This window comes from Sulfitobacter donghicola DSW-25 = KCTC 12864 = JCM 14565, from assembly GCF_000622405.1.
In the GTDB taxonomy this organism is placed as follows: Bacteria; Pseudomonadota; Alphaproteobacteria; order Rhodobacterales; family Rhodobacteraceae; genus Sulfitobacter; species Sulfitobacter donghicola.
The window spans coordinates 1,376,902-1,391,078 of record NZ_JASF01000005.1; the positions used below are offsets into that span (position 1 = coordinate 1,376,902).

The window sequence follows — 14,177 nt, forward strand, 5'->3', positions numbered from 1 at the left end:
TGGTTGCACCAGAGGGCAATGGCCCTTATGTCCGTCGGTGGGACACCCTTCCCCAACGAAGGGCATTTATCTGTAAGGATAGCATCAATGGCTATAACACCACCGGACGCACGTCCGACGAATCCGCGTTTTTCCTCTGGACCATGCGCAAAACCCCCCACATTTGATTTGGCAAAATTGTCTGGCGCGCCTTTGGGCCGCAGCCACCGTGCCGCACCTGGTAAAGCCAAGTTGCTAGCAGCGATCGAGACAACACGCGAAGTCCTCGGCATTCCTGCCGACTATAAAATCGGTATCGTACCGGCCTCTGACACAGGCGCCTATGAAATGGCGATGTGGAACCTTTTGGGCGAACGCCACGTTGAGATGCTCGCGTGGGAAAGCTTTGGCTCTGGCTGGGTCACTGACGCGCTGAAGCAGTTAAAAGTCGACGCGACAGAGAAAACCGCCCCCTACGGCGAGATCGTTGATCTGGACGGTGTGAACTTCGACAATGATGTTTGCTTTACCTACAACGGCACGACTTCTGGTGTGCGCGTTCCTGCCAATTTCGACATTCCCGCAGACCGCGCAGGCCTGACCCTGTGCGATGCCACATCCGCAGCCTTTGCGATGGACCTGCCATGGGATCGTTTGGACGTCACCACATTCAGCTGGCAAAAAGTACTGGGCGGCGAAGCGGCCCACGGCATGCTGATCCTCAGCCCGCGCGCTGTTGAACGTCTGGAAAGCTACACACCTGCATGGCCCCTGCCAAAAATCTTCCGCTTGACCAAAGGCGGCAAGCTGATCGACGGTATCTTTACGGGCGCCACGATCAACACACCCTCCATGTTGTGCGTTGAGGACTATTTGTTCGCGCTGGATTGGGCGAAATCTGTTGGTGGCCTGAAGGGCATGATCGCCCGTGCAGATGCCAACACCGCTGCAGTAACTGCATTTGTTGAGGCACACGACTGGATCGATTTCCTTGCGGTTGATCCTGCGACACGCTCCAACACATCTGTTTGCCTCAAGTTCACCGACGAGCGTATCACCGATGGGGCAGCCTTTGCCAAAGCCGTTGCAAAACGTCTGGCAGACGAAAACATCGCATTGGATATCGGTGCATACCGTGACGCGCCTGCTGGCCTGCGCATCTGGTGCGGCGCAACCGTTGAGACATCCGACATCGAAGCCATGCTTCCGTGGCTCGACTACGCGTTCAACGCCGAACTCAACGCATAATAGCGAAACACCGTCGCGCCTGCGGGCTAACCGATTGGCGCGACACCACGCTCTTACCCCATATTATTCAAAGGACCTCTATCATGGCGCCTAAAGTACTCATCTCCGACAGCCTCAGCGAAGCAGCTGTTCAAATCTTCAAAGACCGCGGCATCGACGTGGATTTCCAGCCAACACTGGGCAAAGACAAGGACAAGCTGGCCGAAGTGATTGGCCAATACGATGGCCTCGCCATCCGTTCCGCCACCAAAGCAACCGAGAAAATCATCGCAGCAGCAGATAACTTAAAGGTCATTGGCCGCGCGGGTATCGGTACAGACAACATCGACAAAGACGCCGCCTCCAAAAAAGGTGTGATCGTCATGAACACGCCTTTCGGCAACATGATCACCACAGCCGAGCACGCCATCGCAATGATGTTCGCTGTGGCACGTCAGATTCCAGAAGCGTCAGAATCCACGCATGCTGGCAAATGGGAAAAATCCAAATTCATGGGTGTTGAGCTGACTGGCAAAACACTGGGCGTTATCGGCGCAGGCAACATCGGTGGCATCGTCTGCGACCGCGCCCGTGGCCTGAAAATGAAGGTTGTGGCCTATGACCCCTTCTTGGGCGAAGAGAAAGCCGCGAAAATGGGCGTTGAAAAGGTCGAGCTGGAAGAGCTGCTGGCGCGCGCCGACTTTATCACGCTGCACGTTCCGTTCACCGAGCAGACCGCAAACATCCTGAGCCGTGAAAACCTTGAGAAAACCAAAAAAGGCGTGCGCATCATCAACTGTGCCCGTGGTGGTCTGGTTGACGAAGAGGCACTGGCCGATTTGCTGAAATCCGGCCATGTTGCTGGCGCTGCGTTCGACGTGTTCAAACAGGAACCAGCTACCGAGAACCCACTGTTCAACCTGCCAAACGTTGTCTGCACACCGCACCTTGGCGCTGCAACAACCGAAGCACAGGAAAACGTGGCCCTTCAGGTTGCAGAGCAGATGTCAGACTATTTGTTGACTGGTGCTGTCACCAACGCCCTGAACATGCCGTCGGTTACCGCCGAAGAGGCGCAAATCATGGGTCCATGGTTGAAACTGGCAGGTTACCTTGGCGCCTTCACCGGTCAGATGACCGACGAGCCGATCAAAGCCATCAACATCCTCTATGATGGTGTTGTTTCCGAAATGAACCTCGACGCGCTGAACTGTGGTGTGGTTGCGGGTATCATGAAACGCGCAAACCCAGACGTGAACATGGTTTCCGCCCCTGTTGTTGCCAAAGAAAAAGGCATCCAGATTTCTACAACCAACCAAGATAAATCTGGCGCATTCGACGGCTATATCAAAGTGACCGTTGTAACGGACAAACGCGAACGTTCCATCGCGGGGACTGTCTTCTCTGATGGCAAACCACGTTTCATCCAGATCAAAGGCATTAACATCGACGCCGAAGTTGGCCGCCACATGGTTTACACCACCAATGAGGACGTTCCAGGCATCATCGGTACATTGGGTCAAACATTGGGCGAAAACGGCGTGAACATCGCGAACTTTACCCTTGGCCGCGCTGACGTCAAAGGCGAAGCAATTGCCTTGCTTTACGTTGATGCGCCAGTGCCAACAGAGGTTGTAAAGCAGCTGCACGAAACTGGCCGGTTTACGCAGATCAAACTATTGGAATTTGACGTAGCCTAAGGTTATTCAATTACTACCTGAAAGGCGCGGCCCATATGGTGCCGCGCCTTTTTTATTGGAGAGATCATGACCAAACCTATTTACGCCATCGGCGACGTCCACGGGCAAATTGAAGAGCTTAACCGCGTCCTCGCCCTGATCGAAAAGGACGGCGGGCCAGATGCCGAAGTAGTCTTTATTGGTGACTACACGGATCGTGGTGCCAATTCTGCTGAGGTGATCGACACTTTGATCCAAGGGCTTGCCGTCGGAAAACCTTGGAGGTGTTTAATGGGTAATCATGACCGCATGTTCAGCTGGTTCATGCGCGACTATCCCCAGCATGACGCCTATCTGCCTGTCTACCTTTATTGGCTCCACGAGCGTTTGGGGGGTGACACAACCATGGCGTCCTATGGCGTAAAGATGAAAGAAACCGATCGCCAAACCGCCGTGCACGCGCTGGCCAAAGCTGCTGTGCCTCAGGCCCATGTGGATTTTTTGAATAACCTCTCGCTCAGCTATGAAACCGACGATCTGTTCTTTGCCCATGCTGGCATCAAACCCGGCGTTCCATTGGATCAGCAAGACGAAGAGGATTTGCTGTGGATCCGAAAAGAGTTTCACGTTGATACGCGCGACCACGGCAAATTGATCGTTCACGGCCACACACCGGTTGAGACAGCAACGCACTATGGCAACCGCATCAACATTGACGCTGGTGCCGGATATGGACGCCCTTTGACTGCTGTTGTTTTTGAAGGGCGCAGCTGCTGGACCCTCAGTGCCGAGGGGCGCCAACCCTTGATGCCGGTGGAAGCAAACGCGGTCTAACCTTTGACGGAACGTCCCTACTGACATAATTGCAGCCGTTTTCTAATGTGCTGCAAATTTTCGGGAGAAATCACATGTCAGACGATATCGTAATCCTTAGTGGCGTCCGTACAGCCATTGGTACCTTTGGTGGCTCATTGGCTGGAACACCAACCACAACTTTGGGTGCAACCGTTGCCCGCGAGGCATTGTCGCGTGCAGGTATCGAGGGAAAGCAAATCGAACACGTTGTTTTTGGCAATGTCATCAACACAGAACCCCGCGACATGTACCTAAGCCGCGTTGCCGCGATGGAGGCCGATGTTCCAGATGCCGTGCCCGCGATGAACGTGAACCGCCTGTGTGGTTCTGGTGTTCAGGCGATCATCTCGGCCGTGCAGTCCCTGATGCTGGGCGATGCAGAATTTGCCCTTGCTGGTGGTGCAGAAAGCATGAGCCGCGCGCCCTATATTCAACCTGCCGCACGTTGGGGGCAGAAAATGGGTGATGTTGCCTCGCTCGACATGTTGTTGGGTACGTTGAACTGCCCGTTTGGTACGGGCCACATGGGCGTCACAGCGGAAAACGTAGCTGGTGAGCATGAGGTCACCCGCGAAGAGCAAGACGCATTTGCGATGCTGTCGCAGGACCGTGCAGCAGCCGCGATCGAAGCAGGCCATTTCGCCGATCAGATCGTACCTGTTGAAGTACGAAAAGGCCGTGAGACGGTTGCCTTTGAAGTAGATGAACACCCTAAAGCAACGACTTTGGACAAGCTTGCCGGCTTGCGCCCTGTGTTCCAAAAGGACGGCTCGGTCACCGCTGGCAACGCGTCAGGTATCAACGATGGTGCTGCGGCATTGGTACTGGCACGCGCATCCGCTGCCGAGGCCAAGGGGCTAAAGCCGCTGGCAAAGATCATCGGATATGCCCACGCTGGTGTGCGCCCCGAAGTCATGGGTATCGGCCCAATCCCTGCGGTTACCAAACTGTTTGAAAAAACGGGTCTGGGCGCAGATGATTTCGACGTAATCGAAAGCAACGAGGCTTTTGCCTCTCAGGCGCTGGCGGTTAGCAAGGCGCTGGGCTTTGATCCGGCAAAGGTAAACCCGAACGGCGGCGCAATTGCGTTGGGCCACCCTGTTGGCGCAACGGGCGCGATCATCACCGTAAAGGCATTGTACGAATTGCTACGCACAGGCGGCAAACGCGCATTGATCACCATGTGTATTGGCGGCGGTCAGGGTATTGCACTGGCAATCGAACGTATCTGATTTAGAAAGCTCTAAGGGCCGGCGCGATCACGCGGGCCCTTTTTCTCAGCCCAGCGCGCCCAGCAACGCGATCACACCAGTTGCCGCACCCGCTCCCAACACCGCTGCCAAAGCGATATAGCGTTTGAACGGTTTTGGAGAAGGCGGCAAAACATCGCTTTGACGGATCAAAGCAGCCTCAACCAGCGCAGGAAGGCGTGGCCCAAACCGCGACAAAACCCGCGCCGTTTTGGTGAGGTCGCTCATCATCGCCTTTGGACCAATAGATTTGGTGATGTAATCCGTCACGATTGGCGCTGCGACCTGCCAAATGTTAATCTGCGGGTTCAACGACCGCGCCACACCTTCAACAACAACCATCGTGCGCTGCAACAGGATAAGCTCGGTACGGGTCTCCATGCCGAAACGCTCGGTCACTTCAAAAAGATACGCCAGCAGTCGTGCAATTGAGATGTGATCCGCATCCATACCAAAAATTGGTTCACCAACCGCACGAATGGCGCGCGCGAATTCATCCACGTCTTTGTCAGCAGGCACATAACCTGCCTCGAAATGGACTTCGGCCACGCGTTTGTAATCCTTGCGGATAAAACCATAGAGGATCTCGGCGTAAACGCGGCGGGTATATTCATCGATATGCCCCATGATCCCGAAATCCAACGCGATGATGTTCCCGTTCGAGGCGACCTTCAGGTTGCCCTGATGCATGTCACCGTGGAAATACCCATCGCGCAGAGCGTGCTGTAGAAACAGCGCGAGAATACGTTCTGACAGTTCAACACGATCAACGCCCAGCGCATCAATCGCATCGTTATCCCCCATCGAAACACCATCAGCCCAGCCAAGCGTCATAACGCGGCGCGCTGAATAGTCCCATTTGATCTCGGGCAGTTCAAACCCTGCATCGTCTTTGGTGTTCGCTGCAAATTCTGACGCGGCAGAAGATTCCAACCGCAAGTCCAATTCACCCTGAACAACGCCGTCGAAATGTTCGATCACATCCATCGGGCGCAAGCGCCGCGATCCGGGTGAGAACAGCTCGACCATGCGGGCGGCGAGATAGAAGGCATCCACATCTTTTTGAAACGCGCGTTCGATACCCGGGCGCAAGACCTTTACAGCGACTTCTTCACCCGTGCTGTGCAAGCGCGCCTTGTGTACCTGCGCGATTGAGGCCGCCGCGACAGGCTCGCTAAATTCGGAAAAGATATCGCATACGGATTTGCCCAGCTCGCGTTCGACTTCGTCTTTGGCCGTTTGCACATCAAACGGCGGCAATTGATCCTGAAGGACACGCAGCTGCTGCGCCATTTCATCACCAACAACGTCGGGACGCGTCGACAGGATTTGACCAAACTTGATATAGGCAGGGCCCAGCGCCGTTAGGGCACGGGTCGCAGGCTGTAGGTTTGGATCACCCTTATAGCCAAGCGGCTTGAACGGAATCGCCATCGCCTTTGCGACCATGCGAACGGCTTTGGGGGCCTCGAAAGCATCAAGGACAAAGTTCATCGCGCCGGTTCGCTCCAGCGTCGCGCCTGTGCGGATCAAACGCCAGATATTGTGAATGCCGCGCATTTAGATTTTCCAGCCAGAGTGTAACGCCGCAATGCCCATCGTCATATTGCGGTATTTGGCGTTTTCGAAACCAGCCTGACGTACCATGTCCAAGAAAGTATCCTGATCAGGGAAATTGCGGATCGATTCCACAAGGTACTGATAGCTATCGCGATCATTTGCGATCATATGGCCCATCTGGGGAATGACGTTAAAGCTGTATAGATCATACGCTTTTTGCATCATCGGGTTTGGCAGCTGCGAGAACTCAAGCACCATCAAACGACCACCAGGTCTGAGAACGCGGTAGGCTTCGTTCAACGCCTCCTGTGGGCGTGTTACGTTCCGAATGCCGAACGAGATCGTGTAGACGTCAAACGTGTTATCCTCAAACGGCAGGTCCATCGCATCACCAACAACCCAATCAAGGCTGTCTTGCATGGCCTCGGCTTCGGCGCGTTTGCGACCCTCGATCAGCATCCCTTCGGTCAGATCACAAACCGTCGCATGGCCCGATCCCGCGCGTTTAAGGAACTTGAACGACACATCACCCGTGCCGCCCGCAACATCCAACAGCTTTTGACCCGCACGTGGCGCAAGCCAATCCATCATCGCCTCTTTCCAGATGCGGTGGATGCCCACGCTCATCACGTCATTCATGACGTCATATTTATTCGCCACATCTGTAAACAGGCTGCGAACCTTACCAGCCTTTTCATCTTCGCGGATGGTCTGAGCACCAAAGTGGGTTGTATTGTCGGTCATACGTTTGATCCTGATCTTGTTGCTTTGCAGATATAGCCTCGGGTTGGCAGGTGCAAACTGCCATTTGACGCAGCACTGCATTGTGTTCCCGCCTATAGCTGCCAAACTGGCCGCCAGAATCTAAACAATAGGTGTCTTGATGCCCGAATTACCCGAAGTCGAAACTGTTCGTGCTGGGCTGGCCCCCGTGATGGAGGGCGTTGTGATTGAACAGGCCGATGTTAACCGCCCCGATCTGCGCTGGCCCTTTCCTGAAGGAATGGCAGAGCGGCTGACAGGAAAACGTGTTGAACGGCTGAGGCGGCGCTCAAAATACATTCTTGCGGACCTGAGTTCTGGTGAGACCTTGTTGATCCATCTGGGAATGTCCGGTCGGATGTTGATTTCGGGTGATCCGATGGGCCAATTTATCCACGATCACCCTCCCGCTGAAAAACACGATCATGTTGTATTCCACATGGAAAACGGAGCGCGGATTACCTTTAACGATCCACGCCGCTTTGGCGCGATGGACCTGTTGGACACGGCAACCGCTGACAACCACAAACTACTATCTGTTCTTGGGCCAGAACCTTTAGGAAACGACTTTTACGACTCGATTCTTGTCGAAGCTTTCAAAAATCGGAACACACCCGTGAAATCCGCCCTATTGGATCAAAGCATTGTTGCCGGACTGGGTAATATTTACGTTTGTGAGGTACTTTTTCGGGCAGGAATCAGCCCCAAACGAAAAGCGGGACGTATTGCCACAGCGCGCGTCGCTGCCATGGTTCCGATCATCCGAACGGTCTTGGAAGATGCGATTAAAGCTGGTGGATCATCGCTAAAGGATTTCCGGCAAGCTGATGGAGAACTTGGATATTTTCAACATTCTTTTGACGTTTACGGGAGGGAAAGTGAACCCTGCCGCCGTGACAGTTGTGAAGGAATAATTGCCCGTGTTGTCCAATCTGGACGGTCCTCTTTCTATTGCCCGACATGCCAAAGATAGCTTGAACCGTTTCACCGCCATGATATGCACGAACGACTGAGTAACAATAAAAGGGCCGCGCACATGGCTTATGAAACGATCATTCTGGACGTCGACAATCACGTAGCTTTGGTCACGCTGAACCGTCCTGACGCGCTGAACGCGCTGAATGATCAATTGCTGAGCGAGCTGGCAGCCTGCCTGACAGCCTGTCAGGAAAACGACAAAGTGCGCGCCATCGTCATCACCGGTTCGGAAAAGGCATTTGCCGCAGGTGCCGACATTGCCATGATGAAAGATAAATCCTTTGTAGACGCATTTTCTGGTGACCTGTTTACAGCCGAAACAGACCAAATCATGCGCGTCCGCAAACCGATCATCGCCGCCGTTTCCGGCTATGCGCTGGGCGGTGGCTGTGAACTGGCCATGATGTGCGATTTCATCATCTGCTCCGAATCCGCCAAGTTTGGCCAACCCGAGATCAACCTCGGCGTTGTTGCTGGTATCGGTGGCACCCAGCGCCTGACACGAATCGTTGGCAAATCCAAAGCCATGGACATGAACCTGACGGGCCGCTTCATGGACGCGGATGAGGCAGAACGCTCGGGCCTTGCCTCACGCGTTGTACCTGTGAAAAAGCTGATCGAAGAAGCATTGGGCGCGGCGCAAAAGATTGCCGAGAAATCCATGGTTTCCGTGATGGTCGTGAAAGAGGCCGTAAACCGCGCCTACGAAGTACCCCTTCGCGAAGGCCTGTTGTTTGAACGCCGCATGTTCCACTCCCTCTTCGCAACCGAAGACCAATCCGAAGGCATGGGTGCGTTTTTGGAGAAACGCGAAGCACAGTTCCGCGATCGGTAGAAGGGCCAAGGCTCTGTTAAGCGTCTACTAATTGTAGGTGACACCAGCTTCCAAGACCTCAAAGCTTTTGATTTCAAAGGTATAAAAACCCGACTGGTCAGCTTTGAGTGCCCGCGAGACAAGCTTGCCTTCTTCATTGGTATAAACTGCCTGCACGGTATGAAGCGCCCTGTAGCAATGAGTACCATCTGGATAAGTGTATTTGATCATTTTATTGGCTTTCTGATAATTTGGTACCAGCGAGAGAAAGGCTAGGCTTGCTGGAGATAGCTTAGCCTTTCACAAAGCAGTTCCTAGCGGAACGAAAAAACCGCGATTCTCTCAACACGGCCATACCATTCGCATGCGCTGCCCAACCCATCCTTTACAACCACACCCATTCCCCGCTATAGGCGGCATCAGAAATGCGCGTGCAGCCCGCTCAGGCTAGAATCACCTATCGGTGTCCTCCCTTTTCGGGAACGACTGTACGCATTGACACATATAGATAGGACGATTCTCATGGCTAACACAGCTCAGGCAAAAAAACGCGCACGTCAGAACGAAAAGCGTTTCGCAATCAACAAAGCACGCCGTTCACGCATCCGCACATTCATCCGTAAAGTTGAAGAAGCGATCGAATCTGGCGTTAAAGAAGACGCAGTTGCAGCACTGAAAGCTGCCCAGCCAGAACTGATGCGCGGTGTTACAAAAGGCGTTTACCACAAGAACACTGCTTCGCGTAAAATGTCGCGTCTGGCGGCACGGGTAAAAGCAATCGCCTAAATTTCAGGCCAAAGACTTTTTTGCACAGGCGTCACCATTGGTGGCGCCTGTGTTGTTTTCAGACCCCCATTAGCGGGGTCATGAGATTCTTTTTGTGCAAACCCTGAGTCAACAATGAAGTTATGTTGAACCGCCCCCTGTCGACTTGCTACCAACAGTGAGCGATTCATTTTGCTGGGGGGCAGACCCGAAAAACCGACACCAATTTTGCTAGAGCTGGTGTTCGTGTTAGAAGGGTCTCTCTCATTGCTTGTTTAGAGCGATTGAGAAGAGTTGCAGATGCTGCTGCCAGCACATTTGCCTGTCACATTTCGGAACGATGTCGTTCAAGTTACAATCGGCGCGCGAGCGCAGGATTTTAATTTGTACGCATCATACTAACAGTCCAGAGGACAGGGCCGGTTTCCGTGGGGACCGGAACGGTCATCTTTTGTTTGATGGATTGTCTATTTGTTTGTCGCATCGGCGACGTAATTTGATGGTGGAAGTTAAAGAATGACACGTGACGATTGGGGCAACGTCAAACAACGTCTTCTAAAGACGGTGGGGCAAAACAACTATACAACATGGATCGATCCGCTTGCGCTTGGTCAAATGGAAGGTGGAATCGCCACAGTTCACGTACCAACGACATTTTTTGGCAACTACGTTAGTCAGAATTTTTCTGATTTGATTCTGCATGAGATGAGGTCCTTTGATACCTCTCTCTCGCGCCTCAAATTTGAAGTCGCCAGCAAATCGCCCGCCCCTGTTACCCGCCAGACAGACGCTATTCAGCCTCCTCGTTCTACAACGCCAGCAGCACCATCCGCTGCGACGTCTTATAACGCTCCACTGGAAAAACGATTCTCGTTCGATACATTTGTTGTCGGTAAACCGAATGAGCTGGCCCATGCCGCCGCTCGCCGCGTTGCTGAAGGCGGCCCCGTCACGTTTAACCCTTTGTTCCTTTATGGCGGCGTTGGTTTGGGCAAAACCCACCTCATGCACGCCATCGCCCAAGAGCTACAAGCCCGCAAGCCAGAGCTGAACGTTCTGTACCTGTCAGCCGAGCAATTCATGTACCGTTTTGTTCAGGCGCTGCGGGATCGCAAAATGATGGACTTCAAAGAGATTTTCCGCACCGTTGATGTGTTGATGGTAGATGACGTGCAATTCATCGCCGGCAAAGACAGCACGCAGGAAGAGTTCTTTCACACTTTCAACGCACTGGTTGATCAAAACAAACAGATTATCATCTCGGCCGATCGCGCGCCGCAGGATATCAAAGACCTTGAAGAGCGCGTTAAATCCCGCCTGCAATGTGGTTTGGTCGTAGACCTGCATCCTACGGACTACGAATTGCGCCTTGGCATTTTGCAGACCAAAGTCGACAGCCACCGCGTCTCCTATCCCGACCTTGAAATGGATGACGGCATTCTCGAATTTCTCGCGCATCGAATTTCAACAAATGTTCGCGTGCTAGAGGGTGCTTTGACCCGTCTGTTCGCCTTTGCCTCTTTGGTTGGGCGCCGGATCGATATGGATCTGACCCAAGACTGCCTTGCCGATGTCTTGCGTGCCTCGGAACGCAAAATCACCGTCGAGGAAATTCAGCGCAAAGTATCGGATCACTATAACATCCGCCTATCGGATATGATCGGCCCGAAACGTCTGCGCAGCTTTGCCCGTCCTCGTCAGGTTGCAATGTATCTGTGCAAACACATGACCAGCCGCTCTTTACCCGAAATCGGCCGCCGCTTTGGGGGGCGCGATCACACCACAGTCATGCACGGTGTAAAGCGTATCGAAGAATTGAAAGTATCCGACGGCCAAATCGCCGAAGATCTCGAGCTTTTGCGCCGCTCATTAGAAGCCTAAAGCATCAACAAAAGATGCAGCGAAGCAACAGGGCGACCTTTCACAGGGTCGCCTTTTTCATTAGACGGTTGTTAAGTCTTGTGATTGGCCGCGAAGCGGGTAATTTGACGTCTCTCAGTCCTGTGCAGTGGAGTTAGGCATATGAAATTCAGCATCGAACGCGCCGCGTTGCTCAAGGCCGTCTCTCAGGCACAGTCCGTGGTTGAGCGGCGCAACACTATTCCAATTCTGGCCAACGTCCTGATTGAGGCGGAAGGCAGCGATGTTTCATTCCGCGCGACCGATCTGGATATCGAAGTGGTTGATAAGGCCCCCGCTCAGGTAGAGCGCGCAGGTGCCACCACTGTTGCCGCAACAACGCTGCATGAAATTGTACGTAAACTTCCAGACGGTGCGCTGGTGTCGCTTACGGCTGATACTGCCGCTGGTCGCTTGACCGTCGAGGCGGGGCGTTCAAATTTCTCGCTGGCGACACTGCCAAAAGAAGACTTCCCAGTAATGGCGTCTTCTGAATATGCGTCAAATTTCTCGGCTGGGGCTGCCGTTCTACGCCGTCTCTTCGACAAATCCAAATTTGCGATCTCGACAGAAGAGACGCGCTATTATCTGAACGGTGTTTACATGCATATCGCGGATAGCGAGGGCGGCAAGATGCTGCGCTGCGTTGCGACCGATGGCCACCGCCTTGCCCGTATTGATTCCGACATGCCCGAAGGCGCTAGCGAAATGCCGGGTGTGATTGTGCCACGTAAAACCGTTGGCGAGCTGCGCAAACTGCTGGACGACGACGATATGGAAATCGCCGTGTCTGTTTCCGAGACAAAGATCCGCTTTGCCACGCCGCAAATCACCCTGACTTCCAAGGTCATCGACGGGACTTTCCCCGATTACACCCGCGTTATCCCACAAGGGAACACGCGCAAATTGGAAGTAGACGCGGCCGATTTTGCCCAAGCAGTTGATCGTGTTGCAACCGTTAGCTCCGAGCGTTCCCGCGCGGTGAAACTTCAACTCGACGAAGACCGTCTGGTTCTTTCGGTCAACGCACCAGACAGTGGCGCCGCCGAAGAAGAGCTGGCAGTGGCCTATAACGATGAACGCCTAGAAATCGGTTTCAACGCAAAGTACCTGCTGGAAATCGCCAGCCAAGTTGATCGTGAAAACGCTGTCTTCCTGTTCAACTCTTCTGGTGATCCAACGTTGATGCGCGAAGGCAATGACACCTCTGCTGTTTACGTTGTAATGCCAATGCGCGTTTAAGGGGGCCGGAATTTTTAGGAATTCCGACCTAGAAAGCCCCAGCTGATGGCGGGACTTTATCTTTCAAACCTTACCCTATCTCATTTCCGTTCGCACAAGCGGGCGGTGATTGAAACTGATGCGCGGCCCGTTGCGATCCACGGCAATAACGGCGCAGGCAAAACCAATATTCTCGAAGCTATTTCCCTCCTGTCTCCTGGCAGGGGGCTGCGCCGCGCCAGCGCCGAGGACATGACCCGTCGCCCAGAAGTTTTAGGGTGGAAGATTTCGGCGCTTCTCCATGGGCCAATTGGTATCAACGAGATCGAGATCATCTCGGAAAAAGGAGCGGCGCGGCAAGTCAAGATAGATGGCAAGCCTACGCCTCAAACTGCCCTTGGTAAAATCGCCCGCGTATTATGGCTGATCCCCTCAATGGACCGTTTGTGGATCGAAGGCGCCGAGGGTAGGCGGCGGTTTTTAGATCGAATGACGCTCAGCTTTCTGCCAGACCACGCGGAAATCTCACTGGCTTATGAAAAGGCCATGCGAGAGCGGAACCGTTTGTTAAAAGATATGGTGCGCGAACCCTCTTGGTATTCGGCGCTAGAGGCGCGTATGGCGGAAACGGCTGTGGCGATACATCAGAACCGCCTTCATGCGTTGCAGGCTCTTTCACAGGCTCAGCAAGCCGCAGAAACCGCATTTCCCTCTGCCACCCTCGCGTTGGAATGTGAGATGCCAACCGATGTGGAAGAAATGCGAAGCGCTCTTGCCGATAACCGAATGCGCGATTTGGCTGCTGGGCGGACCTTGATCGGACCACACCGTGCTGACCTCTTTGCCGAGTATACGGCCAAGGGCATTCCTGCACGGGATTGCTCCACCGGTGAGCAAAAGGCGCTGTTGGTTTCTTTGATCCTCGCTAACGCGCGCGCCTTGGCGAAAGACTTTGGTGCTCCGCCCTTGTTGCTATTGGACGAGGTCGCCGCCCATCTAGACGCAAGCCGCCGCGCCGCCCTATATGACGAGATCGTCGCGCTTGGAGCGCAGGCGTGGATGACGGGCACAGAAGACGGGTTATTTGAGGCGATGGGTGATCGTGCGCAATCTCTTTTGGTGGGCGAAACTGATGGGGTTTCCAGTGTTTCGCCAGCCTCTGGGCCGAACTCTTAAACAGCCACAAAA

13 protein-coding genes are annotated in these 14,177 nt (G+C 53.8%); 10 read left to right on the forward strand and 3 right to left on the reverse strand.

Annotation, left to right across the window (positions count from 1 at the left end; genetic code table 11):
• Positions 1-87: 87 nt before the first annotated feature.
• The 4 genes from Z948_RS0107620 (at position 88) to Z948_RS0107635 (ending at position 4,972) form a co-directional block, all read left to right on the forward strand.
• The gene (locus tag Z948_RS0107620) at positions 88-1,227 is read left to right on the forward strand and encodes a phosphoserine transaminase (RefSeq protein ID WP_025058970.1); all 1,140 of its coding nucleotides are present in this window, start codon (positions 88-90) and stop codon (positions 1,225-1,227) included.
• A gap of 83 nt (positions 1,228-1,310) precedes the next feature.
• Positions 1,311-2,906 carry a phosphoglycerate dehydrogenase gene (gene serA, locus Z948_RS0107625; RefSeq protein ID WP_025058971.1) on the forward strand — a complete coding sequence of 532 codons (1,596 nt, stop codon included), beginning with the start codon at positions 1,311-1,313 and terminating at the stop codon, positions 2,904-2,906.
• 66 nt (positions 2,907-2,972) lie between these two features.
• A complete protein-coding gene (locus Z948_RS0107630) occupies positions 2,973-3,719 on the forward strand; it encodes a metallophosphoesterase family protein (RefSeq protein ID WP_025058972.1) in 747 nt (248 codons plus the stop codon).
• Between the two features lie 74 nt (positions 3,720-3,793).
• Positions 3,794-4,972 carry an acetyl-CoA C-acyltransferase family protein gene (locus tag Z948_RS0107635; protein ID WP_025058973.1) on the forward strand — a complete coding sequence of 393 codons (1,179 nt, stop codon included), beginning with the start codon at positions 3,794-3,796 and terminating at the stop codon, positions 4,970-4,972.
• Between the two features lie 45 nt (positions 4,973-5,017).
• Here Z948_RS0107635 and ubiB read toward each other — a convergent pair whose 3' ends face one another.
• Together ubiB and ubiE are read right to left on the reverse strand one after the other, a co-directional pair.
• Entirely contained in the window at positions 5,018-6,550 is a 1,533-nt protein-coding gene (ubiB, locus tag Z948_RS0107640) for a 2-polyprenylphenol 6-hydroxylase (RefSeq protein WP_025058974.1), read from the reverse strand.
• Positions 6,551-7,294 (reverse strand): bifunctional demethylmenaquinone methyltransferase/2-methoxy-6-polyprenyl-1,4-benzoquinol methylase UbiE, encoded by a 744-nt coding sequence (gene ubiE, locus Z948_RS0107645; protein WP_037951490.1) that lies wholly within the window; start codon positions 7,292-7,294, stop codon positions 6,551-6,553.
• A 139-nt stretch (positions 7,295-7,433) separates the two neighbouring features.
• On the opposite strand from ubiE, the gene mutM reads away from it, so the two are divergent.
• The gene (gene mutM / locus Z948_RS0107650) at positions 7,434-8,285 is read left to right on the forward strand and encodes a bifunctional DNA-formamidopyrimidine glycosylase/DNA-(apurinic or apyrimidinic site) lyase (protein ID WP_025058976.1); all 852 of its coding nucleotides are present in this window, start codon (positions 7,434-7,436) and stop codon (positions 8,283-8,285) included.
• Between the two features lie 63 nt (positions 8,286-8,348).
• Positions 8,349-9,125 (forward strand): enoyl-CoA hydratase, encoded by a 777-nt coding sequence (locus Z948_RS0107655; protein WP_025058977.1) that lies wholly within the window; start codon positions 8,349-8,351, stop codon positions 9,123-9,125.
• Positions 9,126-9,152: 27 nt separating this feature from the next.
• On the opposite strand, the gene Z948_RS0107660 is transcribed toward Z948_RS0107655, so the two are convergent.
• Positions 9,153-9,335: a hypothetical protein gene (locus Z948_RS0107660; RefSeq protein ID WP_025058978.1), complete on the reverse strand. Its 183-nt coding sequence runs from the start codon at positions 9,333-9,335 to the stop codon at positions 9,153-9,155.
• 291 nt (positions 9,336-9,626) lie between these two features.
• Between Z948_RS0107660 and rpsT the strand changes: the two genes are divergently transcribed.
• The 4 genes from rpsT (at position 9,627) to recF (ending at position 14,165) form a co-directional block, all read left to right on the forward strand.
• On the forward strand, positions 9,627-9,890 hold the full coding sequence (gene rpsT, locus Z948_RS0107665; RefSeq protein ID WP_025058979.1) for a 30S ribosomal protein S20: 264 nt from the start codon (positions 9,627-9,629) through the stop codon (positions 9,888-9,890).
• Between the two features lie 495 nt (positions 9,891-10,385).
• Positions 10,386-11,750: a chromosomal replication initiator protein DnaA gene (gene dnaA, locus Z948_RS0107670; RefSeq protein ID WP_025058980.1), complete on the forward strand. Its 1,365-nt coding sequence runs from the start codon at positions 10,386-10,388 to the stop codon at positions 11,748-11,750.
• Positions 11,751-11,891: 141 nt separating this feature from the next.
• Positions 11,892-13,010 (forward strand): DNA polymerase III subunit beta, encoded by a 1,119-nt coding sequence (gene dnaN / locus Z948_RS0107675; RefSeq protein ID WP_025058981.1) that lies wholly within the window; start codon positions 11,892-11,894, stop codon positions 13,008-13,010.
• 45 nt (positions 13,011-13,055) lie between these two features.
• A complete protein-coding gene (recF, locus tag Z948_RS0107680) occupies positions 13,056-14,165 on the forward strand; it encodes a DNA replication/repair protein RecF (protein ID WP_025058982.1) in 1,110 nt (369 codons plus the stop codon).
• Positions 14,166-14,177 lie beyond the last annotated feature (12 nt).